This is a genomic window from Erysipelatoclostridium sp. AM42-17, assembly GCF_003480255.1.
Lineage (GTDB): Bacteria > Bacillota_I > Bacilli_A > Erysipelotrichales > Coprobacillaceae > Faecalibacillus.
Genome location: NZ_QUIN01000008.1, coordinates 1 through 25,529 on the forward strand (window position 1 = coordinate 1; position 25,529 = coordinate 25,529).

Genomic DNA, 25,529 nt, shown 5'->3' on the forward strand with positions numbered 1-25,529 from the left:
AAGGATAAAGTGATATTTATGTACTGGCAAGGTACGTTTATATCATACAAGAAAAATATATGATTAAACATATGGTAATGTGGAATCTTCAAGAAGGTAAAACTGTTGAAGACGCTAAAATGGTTAAAAGTAAATTAGAAGGTTTAAAAAATGAAATTGATTTTTTAAAGGAGATACATGTTTATTTAAACTATTTAACTTCTAGTGATCGACAAATCGTTTTAGAATGCTTATTTGAAACAGAAGATGATTTAAAAGCTTATCAGGTTCATCCTAAACATGTGGCGGTAAGTAATTTTGTAAAAAGCGTGACAAACGATCGTGTATGTATTGATTATCAAATGTAAGGATGAAATAAATGAGTGAATTAGAAGATTATTATGGTAAGTTTTGTGAAGAAAAAAGATTAACAAGAAGGCATGGTCAAGTTGAATATTTGACATCTATGCATTTTATTCATCATTATTTACATGACAAAAAAGCACGTATTTTAGATATTGGTGCGGGTACGGGACGTTATAGTGTGGCACTCGCTAATGAAGGTTACCAAGTTGATGCCATTGAACTTGTTAAATATAATTTAGGAGTCCTTAAAGCAAAAAAAAGTAGTGTGAAAGCATATCAAGGGACAGCATTAGATTTATCTCGTTATCAAGATGAAACTTTTGATATGACACTCCTCTTTGGACCGATGTATCATTTATATTCTTTTGAAGATAAGGTTAAGGCTTTAAGTGAAGCTAAACGTGTAACGAAGATGGGTGGCATGATTTTGGTTGCTTATTGTATGAATGATTATAGTATTATTATTCATGGATTTAGAGATGGTTACATAAGGGAAGCCATTAAACAAGGAAAGATCACGGATGATTTTCATACAGTATCTCATCCTAAAGATTTATATGATTATGTAAGAGTTGAAGATATTGATCGTTTTAATCAAGCAGCAGGATTAAAACGAATTGAGATTATTGCTGCAGATGGACCGGCTAATTATATGCGACATACTTTAAAAGAGATGGATGATGAAACTTTTGATTTATTTATGAAATATCATTTATCTACATGTCAAAGAAAAGATATGTTAGGAAGTAGTGGACATACATTAGATATATTAATAAAAGAATAGAGGGATAAGAAAATGAAAGTAAAAGTACATAATGAAATTAAAGATGTAACTCGTGAAGAAATGGAAGAAGAAGTTGTTCGTTATTATGATGCTACTGGAGCTAAACATTTCTATATGGAAGTAGAAGAAATGGATGATGATGAATTAAAAGCATTATATGAAAATTCATATGCTAGTGAAGAATAAAAGAACCAATGATGGTTCTTTTATGGTTTTATTTAACTGAAAAAGTTATTTCATTAAAAGGACTGTGATATTCAATGGTTGAACTTTGTTTATCAACAAAACAAGTAATTTTAAAAATAAAATCATAGTCATAGCACAATTCTAAAAGAGAGTTGAATTCTTGATAGTTTATTGAAAAAGGAATATAGTCATCACTTTGTATGCTGTAATTTACTTGTAAAGTGGCTTTATTTTGATATATTTGCCAATCAATGAGTGTTTCAGGAATACCCCAATTAATTAATATAAAGGAAATAGGATCGATGATATCCTCTTCAAATTGTGCTTTTGATGTTAAAATCAATGAAATTGAATAACTTTCCATATTTTCACCTCTTATTTATTATAATAAGGTAATAATAGATTAACATGGGTGAAATATGTGAAATTTTAGAAGGAGAAAATTATGTTAAAAGCTGTAATCTTTGATATGGATGGATTAATGATAGATAGTGAAAGGGTAACATATGAAGGCTATGTAAAAGAATGTGGTAAACGTGGATATACTATGGATTTAGCATTTTATCGTCAGGTTTTAGGATTGCCGTTAAAACCGGTATATCAAATGTTTTATAATCATTTTGGAAATGATTTTCCAATGGATGAAATTATTAAAGATGTTCATCAATATATGGCTGATTTATTTAAAGAAAAAGGAGTGCCTATTAAAAAAGGGTTAGTTGAATTGTTAGAGTATTTAAAAGAACATGGATATAAAACAATGATAGCTACTTCAAGTAATCGTGATCGAGTTGATGTGATTTTAAAAGATAGTGGCATTGAAAAATATTTTGATGACTCGATTTGTGGTGATGAAATAGCAAAAGGGAAACCTCATCCAGATGTCTTTTTAAAAGCATGTGAAAAATTAGGGGTTTTACCTGAAGAAGCACTTGTTTTAGAAGATAGTGAAGCAGGTATTCAAGCAGCGTATGATGGACATATAAAGGTCATTTGTGTGCCTGATATGAAATATCCTCGTCAAGAATACCAAGAGAAAACTTATGCTATTGTTGATTCATTAGAAGATGTAACACAAATTATTAAAACTCAAAAATTATAAACAGTTAAAAATTTAACTGTTTTTTTATTTATTGGTTGACATTGTATGCTAACTGTGGTAATTTATATACCATAGTAATCCTACTAGAAAAGTATGGAATAACAAAGAAAGGGGATATGCAAAATGTTATCAGTTACTTCAAGAACAATGTGCATGTGCAGCTGTATACAAAAGTATAGAGTACATTTTCGCGTATGCAAATATTCTTAATACTATAAAGTGAATTTATGGTGGAATGTTTCATAGCATTCCACTTTTTATTTAGGGGGAAAATTATGAAAGACTTACAAGAACATTTAGAAAATGAATTTAAATGGTTTCATAGTCATCCTGAACTTTCTTATCAGGAATATGAAACAACAAAAAGATTAAAAGAATTGCTTACTCATCATGGTATTGAAGTTTTAGATTTACCATTAGAAACAGGTTTAGTAGCAATCATCAGGGGTAAAAAAGAAGGGAGTACAATTGCTCTTAGAAGTGATATAGATGCCTTGCCAGTAAATGAAGAAACTGATCTTGAATGGAAATCTCTTCATGAAGGAAAGATGCATGCATGTGGACATGATTTTCATTTAACAACAATTTATGGTGTTGCTTTATTGTTAAATGAAAAAAAGGATCAATTAGCAGGAAATGTTAAATTGATTTTTCAGCCAGCTGAAGAATCATCATTAGGGGCTTTAAAAATTATTGAAACTGGTGTTTTAGATGATGTAGATGCTATTTTTGGACTTCATAGTTCATCAGAATTTGAAGTAGGAACAATAGGAATTAAATCAGGTGCCGTGTCTGCGGCTGTAGATCGCTTTGAAATCAAATTAAGAGGCTTTGGAACTCATGCAGCACATCCTCAAGCAGGCAAAGATCCTATTGTTGCTATTGGGGCGTTAATTCAATCGTTACAAACGATTGTTTCTCGTAATATTGATCCTTTTACAAGTGGATTATTAAGTATCACTCATGTAGAAGCAGGAAATACTTGGAATGTTATTCCTGAAACGGGATTAATTGAAGGAACAGTAAGAACATTATTAAAAGAAGATCGTATTTTATTTGAAAAGAGAATTAAAGAAATAACAAAGGGAATTGCATTAGCTTATGATGTTGAGGCTTATGTTAATTGGATTGCTGGTCCACCAGCAACATTAAATGATCAATACTGGAGTGATTTTGCTTATAATGTTGCAAAAAAGGAACATATTCCTGTAGAAACACCAGAATCAACACTTGGAGGAGAAGACTTTGCTTTTTACTTAGAAAAGATAAAGGGAACCTTTATTAAGATTGGTACAGGGAAAACATATCCTAACCATCATCCTAAATTTAAAGTTGATCCTCAAGCATTATCCAAGGCAGCAACCTATTTAAGTCAATTAGCAGTTGCTGTATTAAATCAATTAAAATAAGGGGAACAGCAATGATTAAAATAGAACATGTAGATAAAAAGTTTCATACAAAAGGTGGTATTGTTCATGCTTTAAAAGATGTTTCTTTAAATATTGAAGCAGGAGATATTTATGGTGTTATTGGTTATTCAGGGGCTGGTAAATCAACATTAATTAGAATGGTAAATTTACTTGAACAGCCAGATCAAGGACATGTTTATATTAATGGTAAAGATATTGTGAACTTAAAAGATAAAGAATTGAATGTGATACGTAAAGATATAGGTATGGTATTTCAACAGTTTAATTTATTAGATTCACAAACTGTTTATCAAAATATGGCTTTACCACTTATCTTATTAAAAAAAGATAAGACTTTTATTGAAGAAAGAGTGAATGAATTATTATCTTTTGTAGAATTATCAGATAAAAAAGATGTTTATGTCTCACAGTTATCTGGTGGTCAAAAACAAAGAATAGGGATTGCTAGAGCACTAGCAACACATCCTAAAATCTTATTGTGTGATGAAGCAACAAGTGCTTTAGATCCACAAACAACAGAATCAATTCTTTTGTTATTAAAAAAGATTAATCAAGAATTAGGAGTCACAATTTTATTGATTACGCATGAAATGAATGTTATTAAAAAGATTTGTAATAAAGTGGCTGTTATGAAATCAGGGGAGATTGTAGAACAAGGATTAACATTGGATGTTTTTTCACATCCTCATCAAGAAATGACAAAACGTTTTGTTGCTACGGTTATTAATGATACAATTCCTTCTTCACTAGTTGAAGAATTGGATACAACCTATCCAATTCTCAAATTAACTTTCTTAGGTGAAAATACAAAAGAAGATATTATTAGTGAAATTAATCAACAATTTGATATCAAAACATCTATTTTATTTGCATCAGTGAATGAAATAAAAGATGAGATATTAGGTATTCTAACCATTCAAATTAAGGGAGAAGAAGCACAAATCAATAAAGCTATTGATTATATGAAAGATAATCATGTAGAAATAGAAAGAGTGGTGTTAAATCATGATTGAGAGTTTTTTAAATATACCAATAGATAAATTAATTGAATCAGCAGGGCAAACACTGTATATGCTTTCAATATCATTAATATTTGGTGCTATTGTAGGTATTCCTCTAGGATTAATTCTTGTTTTAACAAGAAATGATGGAATTAAACCTAATCGACCTGTTTATCTTGTTATTACAGGATTAGTCAACATTGTAAGATCAGTACCATTTATTATCTTACTTGTCTTTATTGCTCCATTTACAAAAGCATTAGTAGGAACCAGAATAGGAACAAAAGCAGCTTTAGTACCACTTGTTTTTTATATTGCACCATATCTTGCTAGATTAGTGGAAAGTTCTTTGTTAGAAGTCAAACCGGGTATTTTAGAAGCAGCTAAAGCCATGGGAGCCAGTACTTTTCAAATTATTCGCTACTTTTTGTTACTAGAAGCAAAGGCTTCGATTATCCTTGCACTGACAACAGGAACAATTGGTTTATTAGGAGCAACAGCTATGGCTGGAACAATTGGTGGAGGAGGAGTTGGTGATTTAGCACTAACTTATGGTTATCAAAGATTTAATAATAATCTTATGATTGTTACAGTTATTATCTTAATATTGTTTGTTCAATTAATTCAAACAATAGGAAATCACATATCAAAAAAAATAAGAACACATGAATAAAGGGGAAGAAAAATGAAAAAGTTATTAAGTTTAGTTTTAGTGGGGTTATTAATTTTAACAGGATGCCAAAGTTCATCAAAGTCAAATGATGATCAAAAAACAATCACTTACGGAAAGGCTGCAGGACCTTATACAGTATTATTTGAAGATGCCATTATTCCAATCTTGAAAAAAGAGGGATATAAATTTAAATGTGTAGAATTTTCAGATTTATTACAAAATGATACAGCTTTAAATGATGGTGACATTGATGTCAATGTTGAACAACATACAGCTTATATGAAAAACTTTAATAAGGAACAAGATGGAGATTTAGTTGCTTTAACAGCAATTCCAACAGTTCCTGCAGGAATTTTTTCAAATACTCATAAAAGTTTAGATGAATTACAAAAAGGAGCTAAAATTGCTGTTCCTAATGATGCAGCGAATACATCAAGAGCATATGTTTTATTACAAAAAGCAGGATGGATTGAATTAAATAAAAAAGCTAATCTTTCAACAGTAACACAAGATGATATTGTTAAAAATCCATATAATTTACAATTTACAGAAATGGATTCTACAATTATTCCACGTTCTTTAGATGAATTTGATTATGCAGTTATTACAGGAAGTATAGTTTATAGTGCAGGAATTGACGCATCATCTGCTTTATTACAAGAAGATGTATTAGATCATTTATTATTACAAGTTGTTGTTAAAAAAGAAAATAAAAATAAAAAATGGGCTAAGGCTATTGTTAAAGCTTATCATTCTAAAGAATTCAAAGAATATTTAGATAAAAACAATAAAGGATTATGGTATGTACCAGAATATAAATAGAAGGAGATAATTATGACTTTGGAAATTGAAACACGATGTATTCACTCATTAAACCATGATGAAAAACAGCACCCTTATGGTGCTTTTTCCATCCCTATATATCAAACAGCAATCTTTAGCCATCCAGGAATCGGAGAAAGTCAAGGCTACAATTATACAAGAGAAAGCAATCCTACAAGGGCTTATCTAGAAGAAATTATTTCTTCATTAGAAGGAGCCGTTGATACGGTTGCCTGTTCTAGCGGTATGGCAGCGATTACTATTGTTAGTGAACTGTTTAAAAGTGATGATCATATTATTTGTGGCAGTGATCTTTATGGAGGATCAACAAGACTTTTTAAATTACAAGAAAAAAAAGGATTACATTTTTCATATGTTGATACAACAAATTTAGATACCATCAAACAAGCCATCACAAAACAGACAAAAGCTATCTTTATAGAAACACCAAGTAATCCAACTATGCAAATTAGTGATATTCAAGCTATAAGTCAATTATGTAAAGAATATCATTTATTACTTATTGTTGATAATACCTTTTTATCTCCTTATTTTCAAAATCCTTTAAAATTGGGAGCTGATATTGTTGTCCATAGTGCGACTAAATTTTTAAGTGGACACAATGATGTTATTGCCGGAACGGTTTCTACTCACAATGAACAATTAGCCCAAGAGATAAGAAATATTGCTAAAACAGTAGGAAATACTTTAGCACCAATAGATTGTTATTTACTTACAAGAGGAATTAAAACACTCGCTATTAGACAAGAAAGACAACAAGAAAATGCAATTCAATTAGCCAAATGGCTTAAGAAAAATCCTTTAGTAAAAGATGTTTACTATCCAGGATTAAGCGACCATCCAGGTTATGATATTCAAGTTAAACAAGCAAGAGGATTTGGTAGTATGATTTCTTTTAGGGTTGTTGATAAAGAAGTAGCAAAAAGAGTTTTAACACATGTTAAAGTGATTACTTATGCTGAAAGTTTAGGGGGAGTGGAATCGTTGATCACTTATCCAATGGTCCAAACTCATAGTGATGTTGATGAAAAGACAAGAAATGAATTAGGAATAACAGATGATTTTTTACGTCTTTCAGTGGGAATTGAAAACATTAAGGATTTAATACAAGATTTAAGTGAGGCTTTTAAAAATGAGTAAAATATATGATTTTAATCAAGTTATCTCTCGTCAACATACCCATTCATTAAAATATGATTTTGCTAGTGAAAGAAATCATCCTCAAGATGCTTTACCTTTATGGGTCGCTGATATGGATTTTCCAGTAGCAGATGAAATCAAAGAAGCTTTACAAACTACAGTGAATCATGGCATTTATGGTTATAGTGAAAGTAAAGGGGATTATTATCAAGCAGTGATAAATTGGTATCAACAACATTTTGACTATCACATAGATTCATCATGGATTATTAAAACACCAGGTGTTGTATTTGCTTTAGCACATGCAATAAAAGCCTTGACTCAAGAAGGAGATGCCGTTTTAATACAGACACCTGTTTATTATCCTTTTAAAGAAGTTGTCGAAGATAATCATCGTCAATTAATCACAAATTCACTTGTTTTAAAAGACGGTAAATATCATATAGATTTTGAAGATTTTGAAAATAAAATCAAACAACATCATGTCAAATTATTTCTATTGTGTTCGCCACATAATCCGGTAGGTCGAGTATGGACGAAAGAAGAATTAGAAACAATAAGTCAAATATGTTTAGAAAATCATGTCTATATTGTAAGCGATGAAATACATAGTGATTTTGTTCATCCTCATAATCATCATTATATGCTTGCTTCATTATCTCCAGCGTTACAAGAAATAACGATTACATGTACAGCACCAACAAAAACTTTTAACTTAGCAGGTTTACAAATTTCTAATATTATTATTCCTAATGAAACAATAAGAAATAAATTTAAACGACAAATAGATGCCAGTGGCTATAGTCAGTGTAATATGTTTGGTTTAGTGGCATGTCAAGTAGCATATGAAAAGGGAAATGATTGGTTAAAACAAGTTAAAGATTATTTGTATCAAAATATTTTATATGTTGATCAATTTTTAAAAGAAAATTTGCCACAAGTTCATCTCATTTTTCCGGAAGGAACATACTTATTATGGCTTGATTTTAGAGAACTTCATTTATCAAATGAACAGTTAGAAGATTTAATTGTGAATAAAGCTAAATTATGGCTAGATAGTGGTAGTATGTTTGGTAAAGATGGAGAAGGTTTTCAAAGAATTAATGTTGCGTGTCCTCGTAGCATACTAAAACAAGCCTTGTTTCAATTACAAAGTGCAATAAATCAATAAGATTAAGAGATTTGAAAGATATTTTTCTCAAATCTCTTTTATTTTTTTACAGTTTAGAAAAATATTTTTCAACCATGCCTTGCATTAAAAAATCATTTTTTGTTTGTGCTAGAGTAAAGATAGTCAAGGAGGTATGAAAAATGAAAATATTATTAGTATGTAATGCAGGTATGTCAACAAGTATGTTGGTCGCAAGAATGGAAAAAGCAGCTCAAAGTAAAGGAGTAGATGTAGAGATACAAGCAAAACCTATTACTGAGGCAGAAAAAGAAATTGATGATTGGGATATTGTCATGTTAGGACCCCAAGTAAGACATTGTTTAAATCAATTAAAGAAGTTAACTCAAAAGACACCAGTAGTTGTTATTGAAATGCGTGATTATGGTTTAATGAATGGGGAAAATGTTCTCAATAGTGCACTCGATATCTTAAATCAATCATGTTAGAATGATCATGTGAGGTGAAAAGTATGTTATGTGATTATCATGTTCATAGTCATTTTAGTGATGACAGTGATTATTTAATGGAGGATGTTGTTAAAGATGCTATTAAGATGAAAATGCAGGAATTATGTTTTACTGATCATGTTGATTATGGTATTAAATATGATGTCAATCAGTTATCTAAAGAAGAAATGGAAAGAATATCGAAAGAAAGAGGCTTATTGCTTTTAAACGTCGATTATGATCACTATTTTAAAGAATTAGCACGTTTACAACAAAAATATCCACAAATCACAATCAAAAGAGGATTAGAATTTGGTATTCAAACACATACTATTCCTCAATATCAAAAATTAATATAAAAGTATGATTTGGATTTTGTAATTTTGTCTTGTCATCAAGTAGATAATTTAGAATTTTGGACTCAAGATTTTCAAAAAGGAAAAACACAACAAGAATACAATGAACGTTATTATCAAGAAATTCTAGATGTTATTGAGCAGTTTAAAGATTATCAGGTATTGGGTCATTTGGATTTAATTAAAAGGTATGATCAAGCAGGAATTTATCCTTTTGAAAAGATAAAAGACATTGTATCTAAGATTTTAAAACAAGTGATTCGTGACGGTAAAGGAATAGAAGTTAATACTTCAAGTCATCGATATGGTCTTGATGACTTAATGCCTTCTCGAGATATTTTAAAGCACTATTATCAATTAGGAGGAACAATCATTACAATTGGTAGTGATAGTCATCAACCTGATCATTTAGGTGCTTATATTAAGGAAACAAGAAAAGAATTAAAAGAGATTGGATTTAAATGTTATTGTACTTTTGATCATAAAAAACCTATCTATCATCCACTTTAAAAGGGTTGCATCAGCAACCCTTAATCTATGTAATTTTTAATTTTATATGCTAAATTTTTTTCATAATCCCGATTAAAATAACAAGCGTAAAGACAGTCTAATAAATATTGCAAAGAAATGCGAGATGAAAAAGAAGCAATCTTTTCTTCTGAATCTTCATATGATGAAAAGAATAAATTATAGTCTACATATTGGGCGATAGGTAAATCAATAGTAGAAGAGATGAGAACAGTACGAATACCCTTTTCTTTTAAATCTTTTGCTATTTCTAAAATGTTTTCAGTTTTAGCAGCATAGGTAATGATAATGACAAGATCATTTTTATTACATAATTGGCTGTGCCAATGACGATAATAATGCTCTTTTATAACATCTACTTTGACACCTATTTCTAACATATTCTGTTGAAATGATTCAGCCATAAAATAGTTTCCTACAGACGGGAAAAGATAAATATTTTGTGCGTTATATAAGGCTTGGACAACTTTTAAAAAGATATCTAAATCAATGAGATTAAAAGTAGATTTAAGTGTTTGGTCATACAAAGATAACATTTGTTCCATGATTTGATGATGACTATCTAATTTTGTAAAAGGATAGTTATAATCAATGCTAGAATCATTCTTTTTCTCGTTTTGTAAAGATAATGAAACTTGAAGTTTTAATTGATTAAGACCTGATAAATCAAGTTTTTCAATAACACGATAAATAGTAGAAGTAGAAACATAACTACTTTTAGATAATTGATTAATATTAAGTTGAATGACATCATAAGGATGGTCTAGAATAAATTGGGCAAAGATTTGTTCACTTTCAGTGAATTCAGATATACATTTAATTTTAGTAAATAGATTCATATTTTAACGACCACCTTATCTTTTTTGATTATTTCTTGGAGATTTTTATTTGTTGCTACAAAGCGAAAGACTGTAAATTCTACAGGAAGGGAAGTGTTATTTTCAAATGTGTGAATACTGTTTTCTACACACACGATTTCTTGTGGATTGAGAAGACGCTTTTTAGGTATATTATTTTCTAGATAATGACAAAGTAAGGTTCCTTTATTGACAACAATAATTTCTTTGATTTTTTGATGATAATGCCATTCTTGTAAAGTATGAGGTTGAATGATATTTTGATGAATTTCAAATTCATCAAAAAGGTAGTAATCTACACTGGTACCATTGTCTTTATCAACATGGATGGCATCTTTTTTAGTTTTAAAAATAATTTGGCTCATATCTTGTCTCCTTTTACTTTATTATATCATGAATTAATTCATACTTAATAGGCATAGTTCATTATAAAATATAAGTATTAGACATTAAATATAAATATTTTAAAATAATGATAGGGGGGATGAAAGTGAAAAAGGGAATAACAATTCTTATTGCAATATTCATGATACTAGGATGTAGTGCTTGTAAGCAAAAAACAAAAGAAAAGAAAAAGACATCAAATGTAACTCAAAGTGATTTGAAAACAGCAAATTCTGATAGTTTAATTGTTTATTTTTCATGGTCAGGGCATACACGAGATCTTGCAAAAATGATTCAAAAAGAAACGAAGGGGGATTTGTTTGAAATTGTACCTGTAAAAGCATACAGTGATGATTATGATACAGTTGTTGATCAGGCTAAGCAAGAACAAAAAGATAAGGCTAGACCCCAAATAGCTTATCATATTGATCATCTTGATAAATATCAAACAATATATGTTGGTTATCCTAAAATGGAGTACAGTTTATAGTAGTGTATAGCGTGTACCAAGTTATAATTATGGGGTTGAAAATAACAGTATACACAGATAATGTGGAAAAATGTGTATGACGTTTATATAGAAAATAACATTGAAAAAGAAATTCAAGAATGGGTAAATTCATTAAATTTAAAATAGAATAATAATTACATGAGTGACAGAAGATAAGAATCTGAATTCCCTGTCACTTTTATATTATTTGATAAGAAAAAAGAACTGGTTTATATCCGATAAGAATATAGACTGGTTCTTATTTTTTATATGCTATTATATACACAGGGAGTCGGGGAATGTCGAACTATAGCAAGCCGGAAAAGAAAGCATTGATATCGGTATGAAAGAGTTTTGCAAGTGCAACTAATTCAGATGCCTTAATGTTCATGCGATTTGTTTCCAGTTTGGCATAGGTACTTTTGGTGATGGAGATACCCATAAGATTTAATTTTGCAACTACTTGGTCTTGAGTCATATTGTTTTTATATCGAATTGCTTGGATATTTTTACCAATATCCATATCTGGTCTAATCTTTTGCATAATGATGAACTCCCCTTATAAAATAAAAAGTTTCGTAATACAGAAACATATATATTGATTCTAAAGAATTTAAATTTTATAATGTTTCGTAATAAGGAATTATTTTTAACAGGAAGAGGTAAAAGTATAATGGATGTGGAGATGGAAAAGAGAAAATTTTTAAATCTATGTGGCAAAAGAGATCGAGCATTATTGTCAGATGAAAAAAGAATGACATTGGGGGATATGGAACGATTGACATATCTGACAGAATTTTTTGAACTGGAGAACTATGGAATCGCCTTATGGAAAGAATTTGGTGATGATGTAAAAGAGCCATTTGAAGCGATGATGAAAATGTTAGATGAGCCGGAGTGCATAGAAGATCGATGGCTTGATGACGAAGCAAAAGGGGAAAAGTGGTTGTTAGAATTTCAGGAACTGGCATTAACGGAAGAATACAGGGAATGGATTCGAAATTATATTGATAAAAAATATGAAGAAAGAGGATTACCATATCCGACAGGAGCAGACTTCGATTAAGAGGTCTGCTTTTTTCTGGTCTTTTGGGAGGTGATAAGAGGTGGAAGTAAGTATTTATGAACTCTTGGCGGCAGCAAGAGAATCGGCTAAATCCGATTATATAAAAGGGGACAGCATTTTGTGTGAGAAGAGATTTCATCCAGATACCCATTACATGGTGGAAATGGAGCTGCTAGAAAATGATAACAGACTGGGAGAAAAGGGGAATTACATACGGAAGTTTCTGACAGAACCGGAGTATCTTCCCATTTTACAAAAGCAGGAAAAACATCTCATAAAAATAAAAAGACAGGCGATTGTTCAAAAAGAAAACTTGCGATATATCCCTCCCCCCGGACAGGCTGGACCGCCGCCGGGAGAGGGATATTTTATAACCGGCTGGGAAGGAACAGTAGTGTTCCTCTGGCGATAGTGGTATAAAAAAGCCAGATTTTCCGCAGGTTTTGGGACGCTGGAACATAGAAAAGTGTTCACGAATGGCACTTTTGCAACAATCCGTTGCAGCAGTGAAAGCATTTTTGACCTTACGTTAAACAGAAAAATGAAAGGGTGTGATTGTGATAATCATAGGAATTGATCATGGCTATTATGCAATAAAAACAAGACAAGTGTCTTTCCCAAGTGGAATTATTAGGTATGATTACGAGCCGTATACCATGCAGAATGTTCTGCAGTATCAGGGAAAGTATTACGTCTGTGGTACAGGGAGACAGACACTGGTAAAAAATAAAACGTCCAATGATAATTATTATCTGCTGACGTTGGCAGCCATTGCAGAAGAAATCAAGCATCGGAAAGCGGAACGAAAGACAGAGGTAATTCTGGCTGTCGGACTTCCGCTTTCAAGTTTTGGAAGAGAGAAACAGGGATTCAGGGAGTATCTGTTGCGGAAAGAGCAGCCAGTGCGATTTTTATATGAAAGTGAGTTATATGAGATAACAATAAAAGATGTGAAACTGTTCCCACAGGGATACTCTGCGCTTGCTCTGCATCCAGAGTATCTGAAGAATGAACCGTCTGTTCTGCTTGTTGATATTGGCGGCTGGACCGTTGACCTTATGAGGCTGGACAATGCTGTTCCGAATGCAGCAACGTGCAGGAGTCTGGAGCTTGGAGTGATCCGATGCATTGATGAAACAGCAGAGCAAGTGCGTAGAAATACCGGACTGTCTGTGACAGAAACTCAGATTGAGCGTGTGCTTCGAGGGGAATCTTGCAGTATGGCAGAAGAGGCCAGACGGATCATACAGGAGAACGGACGTAGATATATAGAAAGAATACTGTCTGCGGTAACAGAAGCTGGATTTGATCTCCGGGCAGTACCAACCGTATTTATGGGTGGAGGCTCTGCAATTTTAAAACGCCACGTGACCGCACAGGACGCGATTTGCCGCCCTGTTTTTATAGAGGACGTCCATGCCAACGCAACAGGGTATGAACGGATTGTACAGCAGATGTGGGCGAGATGACACGCCCTGTGTATTCGTTCCGCCCGAATCTGAAAAAACCAGAACACCAAAGGGCATGGGAGAAATTTCAAAGTGTTCCAGAAGGGCAGAAAAGCCAGTATCTGGTTCAGGCAATTCTGGAAAAAGAGGATCGGAAATGGATGGAAGAAGTCATTCAAAAGACGATAAAAGAAAGTGTTCGGGAATTAGGAATATGTGGCACTACGGAACAATTGAAAACGAAACCATCATCGGAAGAAATACCAGATCAGATGATGGATTTTCTATCTCAAATGGAAAATTTGTAAAGGGGGTGAGGCCTATGATTGCACGATACATACATTGTTGGATCTGCTAGGGGTAAGGCAAGAAATGCATCGATATCTTTGGTGGGTATTGTGAATAGCTTTCCATGCGGCTTTGGAGTATGTTGTGTGTAGCAAAAGTGAAAGGAGAAAGGTTATGGCAGAGATGAAAAATATCTGCGGAAAGATCCCGATGGACTTACATGAGAAAGTAAGAGAAGAGATTGAACTCACAGAAAGCAGCACACAAAAATTTTTACAACAGGTCATTGAAGAACATTTCAACAGAGTGGAAGGAAAAGGAGAAATAAGCATGGGAGCAGTAAGAACAGTAGCAGTACAGGTATCAGAGGAATTATTCCAGAGATTAAAAGTAGTCATCGGAAAGAAACACATGAAACAGAAAGACTTCTTAATTCAGATTATAGAAGAAGCACTGGAAAAGGTAGAGGTCGAATGGCAAAGCAAAGAGCAGCCTGAAGAATCCGAACAGACAACTGGAGAATTGGGAACAGAAGAAACTCAACCGGAAGAAAGAACTGAGCCGGAAAGGGAAAGTGAACCAGAAGAGGAAGCCGAACCGGATGGAGAAAGTGAACCGAAAGAGGAAAACAAACCAGAAGGGGAAAGTGAACCGGAAGAGGAAACTGAACCAGAAGGAGAGACTGATCCGGAAGAATCCAAAGCAGAAGAACCAACAGAATGGTAACCAATTGATACAGAATAACGAAGGGCGGTATGAGAGATCATGCCGCCTGTTTTTATCAGCAAAAAGGAGGTTGATAGCCGCAACCATTCAATTTTTTGATCTCTTTAGCGGAATCGGGGGATTTCGTGAAGGCTTAAGACGGGCAGGAAACTTTGTCTGTGTCGGACATTGCGAGGTGGATACTTATGCGGATAAGAACTACCGATTGCTGTTTGATACGGAAGGGGAGTGGTATTGTAATGACGCAAGAACAATCGAACCAGAACGAATGCCAGATTTTGATTTACTCTGTGCAGGATTTCCTTGCCAGGCATTCTCTATCGCCGGAAAGCGAGAAGGATTTGCAGATGCAAGAGGAACTCTCTTTTTTGAAATTGCCCGGATTCTTGAAGCTAAAAGACCCTCGTATTTTATCCTTGAAAATGTTCCCGGTTTGTTATCGCATGACAAAGGCCGGACGTTTTGCACCATCCTCAGTACGCTTTCTGAACTGGGGTACCATGTCGAATGGAAAGTGCTTAACAGCAAGGATTTCGGAGTCCCCCAAGCAAGAAAACGGGTGTATATTGTCGGATATTTTGATTTCCGATGTGCCGGAAAAGTATTACCTGAACCAGAAACAAATGGAGCAGCTCTTGTTCAAGTCCGGGCAGGAAGTCAGGGGAAAAGAGTCTACAGTCCCAAAGGACTAAGCTGTACCCTGACATCACAGGCAGGTGGAATGGGCGGCAAGACAGGATTATATGATGTAGGTGTTCCAATCAAAGAGAATACAAAGCTCGGCTACAAACTTGCAAGAGAAGGGGACAGCATCGATCTGGGTTATGCGAATCTCAACAGCAGGAGAGGAAGAGTCGGACACCAGATCGCACATACCCTGACAACAGGTGTTCAACAGGGAACGCTGCACTTTGTCGATCTTTCACCTCCGCCGGTGGTAACGGAAGAATGCAGAAGCCTGAATACCAGACAATGCGGTGTCCACAAATACAAAGGAGAATGTTCTGGTGTATTAGCAGAGGATGGAGCAAGAGCAGTCTTAACACCAGCAAAAGAGAATGTTCGTCAGAACGGCAGACGTATGAAAGAACCCGAAGAACCGATGTTTACAATTACTGCAACCGATCGTCATGGCATCTTGTATCACGGCAGAATAAGAAGGTTAGTTCCGAGGGAATGTCTGCGACTGCAGGGTTATTACGACTGGCAGATTGATAAGATCATAGACAGCACTTCTGACGCACAGCTTTATAAACAGGCTGGAAACGGAGTAACTGTCAATGTTATCGAGGCAATTGGCAGATTGTTACAAAAGGCAGACTCCGAACTTAACACACAGAAAGTGTCTGAGAAAGGAATCCATTAGGCATGATCGGAATAAAAGACCAATACTTTGGCACAGAAATCGAAATGACAGGGATTACCAGACAACGTGCTGCAGAAGTTGTTGCTGAAATGTTTGGAACAGAAGCATATTATGACGGCACTACTTATGGAGTCTGGTCAGTGATAGATCTGGAAGGAAAAAAGTGGAAATTTATGTCTGATGGGAGCATTTATACACAACGGAAAGTATACGGTCGAATTGTAGACGCAGGTGGAGAATATTCAACAGAAATGGTATCACCGAAATTATCCTATGATGAAATGGGAAAGTTACAGGAAGTAGTACGATGTCTGCGACAGCATGGAGGTTTTGTAAATGAGTCCTGTGGTCAGCATGTTCATGTAGATGCATCGAATCATACACCGCAGAGTCTGAAAAATGCACTGACAATTATGTATGCAAAGGAAGATATCCTGTTCAAAGCACTGAAAGTGCAGGAGAGAAGAGCAAATAGTTATTGTCAGAGGGTGCGACCGGAGGTATTGGAGAAAATCCGAAAAATACCAAATAAATCAATCACAATGGACCGAGTAAGAAATGTCTGGTATGGAGGCAGGGATGGAAGTCATACCCATTATGATCATACCCGTTATTATGCTCTGAATCTTCATGCTGTGTTTTCCAAGGGAACTTTGGAATGGCGTTGTTTTGAAAGCACACTACATGCAGGAAAGGTGAGAGCAAATATTACACTGGCATTAGCCATTTCCGCACAGGCAATCAATCAGAGATCGACACAGATGAAAAAGACACTGATATCAGAAAACCCGGCATTTACATTTCGTACATTTTTATTGAGACTTGGGTTAATTGGAGACGAATATAAAAATGTTCGAAAACATCTGCTGGCAAATCTGGATGGTGATCTTGCGTGGAGATATGATAAAAGCACGTATGAGTGTCTGAAGAAAAATCAAAGGACAGAAGGAGTCAGATAGAGGTGAGAAAAAATGAAAGATAGATATTACTTCGCTTATGGCAGCAACATGAATCTGGAGCAGATGAAGTACAGGTGTCCGGCTGCGGAAGTTGTGGAAAACGTCCGGCTTGAAAATTATCGGCTGGCATTTCGGGGAAGGGCTCCGGGCAATGGGGTAGCAACGGTTCTGCCGGAAAAAGGAAGCTATGTCGAAGGAGTCTTATGGAAAATCACAGAAGCGTGTGAGAAGAGTCTGGATTTTTATGAAGGATTCCCAAGTTTTTATGGGAAAGAATCGATTCGGGTAAAAAATCAGGATGGTGTGGAGAAAGAAGTGTTTGTATATATGATGAACGCTCCGCACAAAGATGTTCCGGCAAAGCCATCGAAATTTTATCTGGATGGAATTCTGGAAGGATGTAAGGATAACCAGATTCCAACGGAGTCTGTCATGGAAGCGGTAAAACGTACCAGACAGGAAGTAAAAAAAGAAAAAAATCGATATGCAAGATAAAACGTACCGCAGAGGAAACATCTTCTGCGGTATTTTACTGAAAAAATCTATTTATAATAGGAAGGAAAAGCACATGAAGGTTAGAAAATTAAAGACCAGAATTGCTGCTTTTGGACTGGCTGTCCTGATGGGCATCAGTACCTTGAGCAGTGCGAATGCGTTTGCGGCCGAACAGACAGGCTCGGAACAGCAGACGGAAGTACAGGCATCTGAACAGGCGGTAACAAGCCAGAAAGATACATCAGTTACAGCAGATGATATCACAAAAGCAGTTTCAGATGATACATTTGCAGTGGAAACCAGTATGGAAGGAATCCATTATGATGCAGAAAAAGAAGATGTTACGCTTGTAAGTATCAAAGATGAGAATGGTGGAGAGTATCATTCAGACAAAGCAGGAACATATATTGCCACTTATATGGTCGTTCCAAAAGATAAGAGTGACAGCTATACCATCACCCGTAAAGTGACTCTGACGGATACCGAAGGACAGGCACATTCCGAAGAAAATGGTGGAGAGAAACAGAAGTCAGATACAGAATCTGAAGATGATTCGGATTCGCCTGTGCAGAACTACACAGATGTAGAAATTGAAACATCCGAAGAAGATGCATCTGCACAGGCAATCAAAGAACTGAAAGAGGACATCGAAGAGGGAAATGTGATGGTATTGTCTGCGGCTGAAAGAGCTACAAGCAGCGGTTCCACAGTTACATTGACAAAGGGGAGAACTATTTATTATCCAAGTTATATTGGAAATTATCTTACTTGCCTGTTTACAGTCAATGGAAAAATTGCATACTGCCTTCAGTCCCAGAAAGCATCCCCACCGAGTGGAAGTTATGTAGCACAGGTACTGGACAGCAATAAAAATCTGCAGAAAGTCCTTTATTATGGTTATGGCGGGGCAGGAGATCTGACAGGAAGTTATCTGTCTGGAAAAACGGAAGATGAAAAGTATGTGTATACACACATTGCAGCCAGCTATGCTTATGCAGGAGAAGCCGGATTTACAGGGTGTAATTATAATGACCTTGTAAATGCAGGGGTTATCGCATATATCAATTATCTGTTTGGACAGGAAGAACCGCCAAAAGGTGAACTGAGCCTTTCAAGCACAAAGCTGAATGCAGTACGGGATGGAAACATCCAGAAAACACCAAATATCACACTGTCTGGAGATCACAGAAACTATGTGACACTGAGTGTACCAGAAAATGTGACAGCACATAATCTTTCCAAAGGAACAAGTGTTACAAATGGAAAAATCCAGATTTATGGTGGAGATACATTCTATCTGTCCGCAGATTTATTACTGACAGGCAGTTATGCTTCCGGCAACTTATATGGTTCTGTCGGAAAGACATGGAGAACACTGGTGTTGACAACCGGAGATTCCAAGCAGGATATCGGTGTATTTGAAAGCGAAACAGCAGCGCCGGTAAGCTTCAGTGTACAGTGGCTGAATATGACACGCATTGAACTTATGAAGAAAGATGTCAATACACAGAATCCACTGTCAGGAGCAGTTTATGGTATTTATACTGATAAGAAGTGTGAAAATCTGCTGATGACAATGTCAGCAACCGGAACAGACGGAAAAGCAGTCAGCGATTATTTTGATTCTGCACTGAAAACAGTGTACGTGAAAGAGATCACTGCTCCGACAGGATACAAACTGAATACAGAAGTATATAAAGTGGCTGTTACTGCCGGAAAGACAATGACTGTAACAGCAACAGATGAGAGAGTCACCGGAAAGGTGAAAATCGCAAAGATCGATAAAGAAACACTTGCATTTAAAGCGCAGGGGGACAGTGTTCTTCGTGGTGCTGTGTATGGTCTGTATGCAAAAGAGGACATCGTGCATCCGGATGGCACAACAGGGGTTCTGTATAAACAGGACAGCCTGATTGCACAGGGAGTCATCGGAGATGACGGAACACTGGAATTTTCAGAATTATACCTTGGAGAAATGTATGTAAAAGAGATCACTCCACCGGAAGGATATACACTGGATACTACCAAATACGAGGTATCAGTAACTTATGAAGGTCAGGATGTTGCCGAAGTGACAAGAGACCTTACGGTAAAAGAGCAGGTAAAGAAACAGGCATTCCAGTTAATCAAAATCAGTGAAGATGGAGAGCAGACAGAAACAGACCTGGTTGCAGGAGCAGGATTTAAGGTATATCTGATCAGCGACCTGACACAGGTAAAAAATGGAAAACTGAAGCCAGCCAATGGAGAAAGCTATACAGCAAGCGATTTCAAAAATTATGACTTCAGCAAAGAGCAGGTTGCAGTTACTTACGAGAATGGAACAGCCGTACCAGTACCAGAACTGATCACTGATACAAAAGGATATGCAGTCAGCCCGGAACTGCCGTATGGAAGTTATGTTGTAGTGGAAAGTACTACCCCTGAGAATTTGAAAACCATTGATCCATTTGTTGTAAATGTGGAAAATGACAGCAGAGAGCCAATGCAGTGGAGAGTATTTGATGACCGCCCGTTTGAATTTTTGCTGAAAATTGTAAAGAAGGATGCACAGACTGGAAATACTGTTTTAAAGGCTGGTGCTTCTTATAAGATTTACGATGTGACAAATAAGAAATATGTGGAACAGGTTGTTCAGTATCCGAAGAAAGAAAAGATCAGTGTATTCGAAACAAACGAGGAAGGATATCTGATCACACCGCAGGAACTGAAGTGCTCTACCTACCGAATCGAAGAAGTGAAAGCACCGGAAGGATTTGTAAGACAGGGAAGCGAGGAGTCCCTGTATGATGGAACAACGATTATTTCACCATTAGAACAGACTACAAAAGGAACATATAAAGAAAATCCACAGAGTGGTATTGTAATTACAGTATCCTCAAACACTGCACATCAGATTGATCCAGATACAGGAGCTGCGATTGTAGAGGTAGAACAGAAAAACGATGAACAGGTAGGAAGCCTGCTCCTGACGAAAAAGGGAGAACAGCTTACCGAAGTAACCGGAGATTCTGTTCTGGCAAAAGTAAAAGCACTGGTTTCAAAAGTAAGAAATGCCGTATCTGGAAAAGAAGAAACAGGTATTTATAAAGGCTTTAAATATGAAGAAACCGGAGTAGAAGGCGCTGAATTCGAAATATATGCCAAAGATACCATCTATTCACCGGACGGAGCAAAGGACGAAGCAGGAAATCCAGTTGTCCGATATGAGAAAGATGACCTGGTAGCCAAACTGACTACAGATGAAAATGGAACAGCAGTTATCAACAATCTGCCACTGGGAACGTATTATCTGAAAGAAGTTGTAGCAGGAGAGAATTTTGTCCTAAATACAGAACAGAAAGAATTTACCCTGACAGCAGAGGATGATACACAGGCAGTTGTTTATGAAGGCGTTACCTATAAAAATGAAAGACAGAAAGTTTTCGTATCAGTAGAAAAGAAAGATTCTGTCACAGGCGAAAAGCTGGAAGGTGTTATTTTTGGACTGTATGCTGCAGAAGATATTCTTTCTAATCAGGGAGAGGTTCTCGTAGAGAAAGATACCTTGCTGGAAAAGAAAGCAACGGATGCAAAGGGAACACTTACTTTCGACAGTGATCTTCCACATGGAAAATACTATGTCAAAGAGGAAGTCAGAAAAGCTGGATATCTTCCAAATGAGGAAGTATGGAATGTAGATGCAACTTACGAAAATCAGAATCTTGCAAAGATTGAACTGAACAAAGAAGTTGAGAATCAGCCGACAGAAACACGCATTACAAAAACAGATGCAACTACCGGAAATGAGCTGGAAGGAGCCAAACTGCAGGTCATTGATAAAGACGGAAATGTTGTGGAAGAATGGGTAAGCAGTAAGGAAGAACATGTCATTTACGGACTGCCGGAAGGAAGTTATACCTTACATGAGGAACTGGCTCCTTATGAAGATGGCTATGTGTCTGCCAGCGATGTGATGTTTGAAGTCAAAGAAGATGGCAGTGTGACAAAGGTTGAGATGAAAGATGAATATTCCAAAGTGGAAATTTCAAAAACAGACCTTACAACCGGAAAAGAACTGGAAGGGGCAAAGCTTCAGATTATCCGCAAAGACGGAACTGTTCTGGAAGAGTGGATTACAGATGGAAAACCACATTCCGTTGAAAAACTCCCAGTCAATGAAGAACTTACTCTGCGTGAGATCACAGCACCGGATGGTTACGAGATTGCGGAAGATGTCACATTTACATTGAAAGATACAATGGAAGTCCAGAAAGTAGAAATGAAAGATGCCAGAACACCGGAGAAAACAACAGAAAAAACAAATGCACCAAAAACAGGTGATAACCAGAAAATATGGGCGTTTGTTCTGCTTGCACTGGCATCTGCTGGAACAGCTACAGGAGTGACTGTATACCGCAGAAAGAAGTCAAAAATGACAGACAACAAAAAAGAAACAGAAGAAAAATAAAATAAGAATTACAGGATAAACCAATCTGACAGGGCAGGAGATGTGCATAAAGCAGCTTCTGCCCTGTCTGTATATAAGGAGAAGAATGATGAGACGTTTTTATACAGCAGAATCAGTAACAGAAGGACACCCAGACAAAGTATGCGATCAGATAGCAGATGCAATCTTAGATGAATGTCTGCGTTACGATCCATCTTCGAGAGTGGCGTGTGAAGTCCTTGCTACAAGAGGAAATGTGTTTGTAGCAGGAGAAATCACCAGCGGATATGAACCACCAGTGTTTGATGTGATCCGAAAAGTTTTAGAAGAGTGTGGATATTGTACAGATGGGATAGAAATGGATACGTTTGTACACCAGCAGAGTCCAGATATTGCGAAAGCAGTGAGTGTGTCGAAAGAATTTCGGGATAATATCGGCGCAAAATTAAGAGATAGAAGCAGGGGAGCTGGAGATCAGGGTGTTATGGTCGGATATGCGTGTGATGATACTCCGCAGCTTATGCCAATGCCGACTGTTCTGGCACACCGGATCACACGTGAACTTTCGGCTTGCAGAAGAAGCGGATATATCAAAGATATCTTTTCGGATGGAAAAGCACAGGTAACCGTAGAATATGAAGATGGAAAACCAGTGAGACTGGAAAGTGTTGTTGTTTCCTGCCAGCATGGTGCAGAAAAGAGCCTGAAGAAGTTAGATGCCGAGATTAGAGAGAAAGTGCTTCGCTCAGCACTCAGATTACTGCCGCCGGATGAGGATACGAAGATTCTGATTAATCCGTCAGGAAAATTTGTGTGTGGAGGGTTTGATGCAGATACCGGACTGACGGGGAGAAAGCTGATGGTGGATACTTATGGCAGTATGATTCCGCATGGCGGCGGTGCATTTTCGGGAAAGGACTGTTCGAAAGTAGACCGTTCGGCGGCTTATATGGCAAGGTATATCGCCAAAAATATAGTAGCTGCTGAGTTTGCAAGCAAGTGTCAGGTGTCTCTGGCTTATGCAATCGGAGTAGCAGAACCGGTTATGATTGAGGTAGATACCTTTGGTACAGGAAAAGTGTGTGCAGATGATTGTCTGGCGGCAGCAATCCCACTGGTGTTTGGAGTGACACCCGTTCAGATCATGGAATCCCTTCGATTGAATCGTCCGATTTTCCGGCAGACGGCAGTTTTTGGTCATTTTGGAAGAAAGGAGTTTCCTTGGGAGCGGACAGATAAGGTACTGGCTCTTCAGGATACGATTCTGTAATGCCTTGGGTAACAGAAGAAGAGATTCAGGCAGCAAAAAATATGACTGCGTATGAGTATTTGCGAACACATCAGGCACAGAGACTGCAAAAGACAAGAACCAGAAATGAATGGCAGTTGACGGACCATGACAGTTTTAAAATCAATGAATTGTCGAGTAAATGGCATTGGAAATCCAGAGATATCGGGGGAGTGTCTGCACTGCGGTTCCTGATTGAAGTGGATGGAATGAAATTTACAGATGCTGTAAAACTGCTGTGCGAAGAGAGTCCGTCTTTTATTCCGACACAGTCTGCCGAAAAGGAAAAACCACTATTTAAACTGCCGGAGAGATATTGTAATTGCAGACGAATCAGGGCTTATTTAAACCACAGAGGAATCAGCGATGAAGTGATCACATATTGTATTTCACATGAAATCCTTTATGAAAGTGTCCCGTACCATAACGCAGTTTTTGTTGGGAAAGATGAATCCAGAAAAGCAAGATATGCATTCCTGCGAGGAATCTATGAAAAAAACGGGAAGGGATTCAAGATGGAGCAGACCGGGAGTGAAAAAAAGTACAGCTTTTGCATTCCACCTGAAAGAGAAACAAAGCGAGTTGCCGTATATGAAGCGTGTATTGATGCATTGGCACACATGACACTGGAAGAAGGAAAGAGGGATAAATATCGTCTTTCCCTTGGGGGAATCGCTGCTCCGAAAGAAAACGCACTGATACAGAGTGAACGTTTTAAAAAGCCGCCGGACGCACTGGAAGAGTTTCTGAAGAACCATCCGGAAATCAAAGAAATTGAAATATGCACCGATAATGACTTTGCCGGGAGATGGGCGAAAGAACAGATGAAAAAACATTACGAGGGAACGTATCAGATTATCTGCAATCTGCCGGAAAAAGAAGGGGCAGATTATGCAGACCTTGCGAAAGAAAAAAAGCAGGCAAATAAATGCAGGGACAGACCATTGGAAAGAAGGTGATAGAGAATGGAAGAAAAAGGAACGATGCACGTACATCTGTTGACGGAGCTGACTGGAAATCTTTATTCAGAAGAATCCGAATGGGAAGAAGAGTGGTCGGAGAGTGATGAATATGGAATGCCATTAGATGGAACAGAACTTGCCGATTATGAAGAAGTCATCCGAGAAGAACTGGAACGCTATGGGGAAGATGATCTCATGCAGTATTTTGACGGAAGTGAGTCCATTCAGGAAAAGATACAAAGTGCAGTTGTTACGATAGAAAACAAAGACGGAATCCTGTACGGCTGTACCAAACTGGAATTAAATGAATTTTTAAGTCAGGAAGAACTACAGGAATTCACCGAATACATTACAGGGCAGTACAGTGACGGGTGGGGTGAAGGATTTGAACAGAGGGATATCAAGGTAGATGGTGGAACGATGAATGTGCATTTTTGGCATCCTAATATGGAACAGCCGAAAATGTATGAAAAGAAAACAGAGCAGATTCCGACAAAGCCTGAGAAACAACGTCCCAAGTTACAGCTCCTTGGACATGATGGGAATATTTTTTCCATTATGGGCGATGCCTCAACTCTTTTGAAAAAGAATAAACAGACAGCAGAAGCAAAAGAAATGCGTAAAAGGGTATTGGAAAGTGGGGACTATTACAAAGCACTTTTGATTATCAGCGAATATGTAGAAACTGAGTTGAGTCCGCCGCCCAAAGAAAATAAAAAGACAAAGAAGAAAAATCAGCCGGAACGCTGAGAAAAGAAAGGATGAT

Annotated in this window: 28 protein-coding genes and 1 pseudogene; 25 read left to right on the forward strand and 4 right to left on the reverse strand. The window is 36.4% G+C overall.

Going from position 1 to position 25,529, the window contains the following annotated elements; translation table 11 throughout:
- The first annotated feature begins 59 nt into the window (after positions 1-59).
- The 3 genes from DW911_RS04395 to DW911_RS10915 are packed head-to-tail and all read left to right on the forward strand — an operon-like array spanning position 60 to position 1,315.
- On the forward strand, positions 60-347 hold the full coding sequence (locus DW911_RS04395) for a Dabb family protein (protein WP_118607519.1): 288 nt from the start codon (positions 60-62) through the stop codon (positions 345-347).
- An 11-nt stretch (positions 348-358) separates the two neighbouring features.
- A complete protein-coding gene (locus DW911_RS04400; RefSeq protein ID WP_118434204.1) occupies positions 359-1,129 on the forward strand; it encodes a class I SAM-dependent methyltransferase in 771 nt (256 codons plus the stop codon).
- Between the two features lie 12 nt (positions 1,130-1,141).
- Positions 1,142-1,315 (forward strand): hypothetical protein, encoded by a 174-nt coding sequence (locus DW911_RS10915; protein ID WP_158568253.1) that lies wholly within the window; start codon positions 1,142-1,144, stop codon positions 1,313-1,315.
- Between the two features lie 28 nt (positions 1,316-1,343).
- Here DW911_RS10915 and DW911_RS04405 read toward each other — a convergent pair whose 3' ends face one another.
- Positions 1,344-1,679: a hypothetical protein gene (locus DW911_RS04405; RefSeq protein WP_118434205.1), complete on the reverse strand. Its 336-nt coding sequence runs from the start codon at positions 1,677-1,679 to the stop codon at positions 1,344-1,346.
- An 81-nt stretch (positions 1,680-1,760) separates the two neighbouring features.
- Here DW911_RS04405 and DW911_RS04410 point away from each other — a divergent pair, with 81 nt between their 5' ends.
- From DW911_RS04410 to DW911_RS04450, 9 genes and pseudogenes are all read left to right on the forward strand, one after another.
- A complete protein-coding gene (locus DW911_RS04410) occupies positions 1,761-2,417 on the forward strand; it encodes an HAD family hydrolase (RefSeq protein ID WP_118434206.1) in 657 nt (218 codons plus the stop codon).
- 275 nt (positions 2,418-2,692) lie between these two features.
- The gene (locus DW911_RS04415; protein WP_118433993.1) at positions 2,693-3,826 is read left to right on the forward strand and encodes an amidohydrolase; all 1,134 of its coding nucleotides are present in this window, start codon (positions 2,693-2,695) and stop codon (positions 3,824-3,826) included.
- Between the two features lie 11 nt (positions 3,827-3,837).
- Complete coding sequence (locus tag DW911_RS04420) at positions 3,838-4,860, forward strand: methionine ABC transporter ATP-binding protein (protein WP_118433991.1); 1,023 nt, start codon at positions 3,838-3,840, stop codon at positions 4,858-4,860.
- Complete coding sequence (locus DW911_RS04425) at positions 4,853-5,521, forward strand: methionine ABC transporter permease (RefSeq protein WP_118433989.1); 669 nt, start codon at positions 4,853-4,855, stop codon at positions 5,519-5,521. Before DW911_RS04420 ends, DW911_RS04425 begins: the two co-directional genes overlap by 8 nt.
- Positions 5,522-5,533: 12 nt before the next feature.
- On the forward strand, positions 5,534-6,343 hold the full coding sequence (locus tag DW911_RS04430; protein WP_118433987.1) for a MetQ/NlpA family ABC transporter substrate-binding protein: 810 nt from the start codon (positions 5,534-5,536) through the stop codon (positions 6,341-6,343).
- Positions 6,344-6,355: 12 nt separating this feature from the next.
- Positions 6,356-7,504, forward strand: a complete 1,149-nt coding sequence (locus DW911_RS04435) for a trans-sulfuration enzyme family protein (RefSeq protein WP_118607520.1) — start codon at positions 6,356-6,358, stop codon at positions 7,502-7,504.
- Entirely contained in the window at positions 7,497-8,675 is a 1,179-nt protein-coding gene (locus tag DW911_RS04440; protein WP_118433983.1) for a MalY/PatB family protein, read from the forward strand. Before DW911_RS04435 ends, DW911_RS04440 begins: the two co-directional genes overlap by 8 nt.
- Before the next feature lie 140 nt (positions 8,676-8,815).
- A complete protein-coding gene (locus tag DW911_RS04445; RefSeq protein ID WP_118433981.1) occupies positions 8,816-9,121 on the forward strand; it encodes a PTS sugar transporter subunit IIB in 306 nt (101 codons plus the stop codon).
- A gap of 23 nt (positions 9,122-9,144) precedes the next feature.
- A pseudogene (locus DW911_RS04450) lies at positions 9,145-9,987 on the forward strand (histidinol-phosphatase HisJ family protein).
- A 20-nt stretch (positions 9,988-10,007) separates the two neighbouring features.
- On the opposite strand, the gene DW911_RS04455 reads toward DW911_RS04450, so the two are convergent.
- Together DW911_RS04455 and DW911_RS04460 are read right to left on the reverse strand one after the other, a co-directional pair.
- Positions 10,008-10,844: a MurR/RpiR family transcriptional regulator gene (locus tag DW911_RS04455; RefSeq protein ID WP_118433977.1), complete on the reverse strand. Its 837-nt coding sequence runs from the start codon at positions 10,842-10,844 to the stop codon at positions 10,008-10,010.
- Entirely contained in the window at positions 10,841-11,227 is a 387-nt protein-coding gene (locus tag DW911_RS04460) for a cupin domain-containing protein (protein WP_118433975.1), read from the reverse strand. The genes DW911_RS04455 and DW911_RS04460 overlap by 4 nt, the downstream gene beginning before the upstream one ends.
- A gap of 125 nt (positions 11,228-11,352) precedes the next feature.
- Between DW911_RS04460 and DW911_RS04465 the strand changes: the two genes are divergently transcribed.
- On the forward strand, positions 11,353-11,736 hold the full coding sequence (locus DW911_RS04465) for a flavodoxin (RefSeq protein WP_158575436.1): 384 nt from the start codon (positions 11,353-11,355) through the stop codon (positions 11,734-11,736).
- Between the two features lie 307 nt (positions 11,737-12,043).
- Here the strand turns inward: DW911_RS04465 and DW911_RS04470 are convergent, their stop codons facing one another.
- The gene (locus DW911_RS04470; RefSeq protein WP_005341369.1) at positions 12,044-12,280 is read right to left on the reverse strand and encodes a helix-turn-helix domain-containing protein; all 237 of its coding nucleotides are present in this window, start codon (positions 12,278-12,280) and stop codon (positions 12,044-12,046) included.
- A 141-nt stretch (positions 12,281-12,421) separates the two neighbouring features.
- Here DW911_RS04470 and DW911_RS04475 point away from each other — a divergent pair, with 141 nt between their 5' ends.
- The 12 genes from DW911_RS04475 (at position 12,422) to DW911_RS04530 (ending at position 25,513) form a co-directional block, all read left to right on the forward strand.
- On the forward strand, positions 12,422-12,802 hold the full coding sequence (locus DW911_RS04475; protein ID WP_226816172.1) for a hypothetical protein: 381 nt from the start codon (positions 12,422-12,424) through the stop codon (positions 12,800-12,802).
- A 40-nt stretch (positions 12,803-12,842) separates the two neighbouring features.
- Entirely contained in the window at positions 12,843-13,214 is a 372-nt protein-coding gene (locus DW911_RS04480) for a DUF5720 family protein (protein ID WP_233543001.1), read from the forward strand.
- Between the two features lie 145 nt (positions 13,215-13,359).
- A complete protein-coding gene (locus DW911_RS04485) occupies positions 13,360-14,271 on the forward strand; it encodes a ParM/StbA family protein (RefSeq protein ID WP_233543003.1) in 912 nt (303 codons plus the stop codon).
- A complete protein-coding gene (locus DW911_RS04490) occupies positions 14,268-14,558 on the forward strand; it encodes a plasmid segregation centromere-binding protein ParR (RefSeq protein WP_117980787.1) in 291 nt (96 codons plus the stop codon). Before DW911_RS04485 ends, DW911_RS04490 begins: the two co-directional genes overlap by 4 nt.
- A gap of 154 nt (positions 14,559-14,712) precedes the next feature.
- A complete protein-coding gene (locus tag DW911_RS04495) occupies positions 14,713-15,264 on the forward strand; it encodes a hypothetical protein (protein ID WP_007884604.1) in 552 nt (183 codons plus the stop codon).
- Between the two features lie 70 nt (positions 15,265-15,334).
- Positions 15,335-16,630: a DNA (cytosine-5-)-methyltransferase gene (gene dcm / locus DW911_RS04500; protein WP_055247004.1), complete on the forward strand. Its 1,296-nt coding sequence runs from the start codon at positions 15,335-15,337 to the stop codon at positions 16,628-16,630.
- Between the two features lie 2 nt (positions 16,631-16,632).
- On the forward strand, positions 16,633-17,589 hold the full coding sequence (locus DW911_RS04505) for an amidoligase family protein (RefSeq protein ID WP_006426990.1): 957 nt from the start codon (positions 16,633-16,635) through the stop codon (positions 17,587-17,589).
- Positions 17,590-17,601: 12 nt separating this feature from the next.
- The gene (locus DW911_RS04510; protein ID WP_006426989.1) at positions 17,602-18,084 is read left to right on the forward strand and encodes a gamma-glutamylcyclotransferase family protein; all 483 of its coding nucleotides are present in this window, start codon (positions 17,602-17,604) and stop codon (positions 18,082-18,084) included.
- The gene (locus tag DW911_RS04515) at positions 18,074-22,534 is read left to right on the forward strand and encodes a SpaA isopeptide-forming pilin-related protein (protein ID WP_199669451.1); all 4,461 of its coding nucleotides are present in this window, start codon (positions 18,074-18,076) and stop codon (positions 22,532-22,534) included. Before DW911_RS04510 ends, DW911_RS04515 begins: the two co-directional genes overlap by 11 nt.
- Positions 22,535-22,622: 88 nt before the next feature.
- The gene (gene metK, locus DW911_RS04520; RefSeq protein WP_171027942.1) at positions 22,623-23,783 is read left to right on the forward strand and encodes a methionine adenosyltransferase; all 1,161 of its coding nucleotides are present in this window, start codon (positions 22,623-22,625) and stop codon (positions 23,781-23,783) included.
- Positions 23,783-24,760: a DUF3991 and TOPRIM domain-containing protein gene (locus DW911_RS04525; protein ID WP_117980789.1), complete on the forward strand. Its 978-nt coding sequence runs from the start codon at positions 23,783-23,785 to the stop codon at positions 24,758-24,760. The genes metK and DW911_RS04525 overlap by 1 nt, the downstream gene beginning before the upstream one ends.
- A 6-nt stretch (positions 24,761-24,766) precedes the next feature.
- Positions 24,767-25,513 carry a hypothetical protein gene (locus DW911_RS04530; protein WP_007884619.1) on the forward strand — a complete coding sequence of 249 codons (747 nt, stop codon included), beginning with the start codon at positions 24,767-24,769 and terminating at the stop codon, positions 25,511-25,513.
- The last annotated feature ends 16 nt before the right edge of the window (positions 25,514-25,529 follow it).